The sequence below is a fragment of the Solibacillus ferritrahens genome (genome assembly GCF_037027585.1).
Lineage (GTDB): Bacteria > Bacillota > Bacilli > Bacillales_A > Planococcaceae > Solibacillus > Solibacillus ferritrahens.
On sequence record NZ_JAXCLE010000067.1, the window covers coordinates 1 to 580 of the forward strand.

The window sequence follows — 580 nt, forward strand, 5'->3', positions numbered from 1 at the left end:
TAAATAATGGTCGGAATGACAGGATTCGAACCTACGACCCCTTGGTCCCAAACCAAGTGCTCTACCAAGCTGAGCTACATTCCGAAATATGGCGCGCCCGGCAGGAGTCGAACCCACAACCTTCTGATCCGTAGTCAGACGCTCTATCCAATTGAGCTACGGGCGCTAAATATATTGTAAAGATGGTGCCGAGGGCCGGAATCGAACCGGCACGGTGATCACTCACCGCAGGATTTTAAGTCCTGTGCGTCTGCCAGTTCCGCCACCCCGGCATTTTTGGAGCGGAAGACGAGGTTCGAACTCGCGACCCCCACCTTGGCAAGGTGGTGTTCTACCACTGAACTACTTCCGCAAAATGCATAAGATATTTTTACTCTGACAGTATATAAAATTAAAATGGTGCGGGTGAAGGGAGTCGAACCCCCACGCCTTGCGGCGCTAGATCCTAAGTCTAGTGCGTCTGCCAATTCCGCCACACCCGCAGCAGACAATATAAAACTGGTGAGCCATGAAGGACTCGAACCTTCGACCCTCTGATTAAAAGTCAGATGCTCTACCAACTGAGCTAATGGCTCTCTAA

The 580-nt window shown here is 51.0% G+C and carries 6 tRNA genes; all 6 read right to left on the reverse strand.

Features of this window, described 5'->3' with window-relative positions:
• Positions 1 to 7: 7 nt before the first annotated feature.
• Positions 8 to 84 (reverse strand) — tRNA-Pro (locus tag SNE38_RS19230).
• Positions 85 to 89: 5 nt separating this feature from the next.
• Positions 90 to 166, reverse strand: a tRNA-Arg gene (locus SNE38_RS19235).
• 17 nt (positions 167 to 183) lie between these two features.
• Positions 184 to 272 (reverse strand) — tRNA-Leu (locus tag SNE38_RS19240).
• 5 nt (positions 273 to 277) lie between these two features.
• Positions 278 to 352 (reverse strand) — tRNA-Gly (locus SNE38_RS19245).
• Positions 353 to 397: 45 nt separating this feature from the next.
• A tRNA-Leu gene (locus SNE38_RS19250) sits at positions 398 to 482 on the reverse strand.
• A gap of 17 nt (positions 483 to 499) precedes the next feature.
• Positions 500 to 575: transfer RNA gene (locus SNE38_RS19255), tRNA-Lys, on the reverse strand.
• Positions 576 to 580 lie beyond the last annotated feature (5 nt).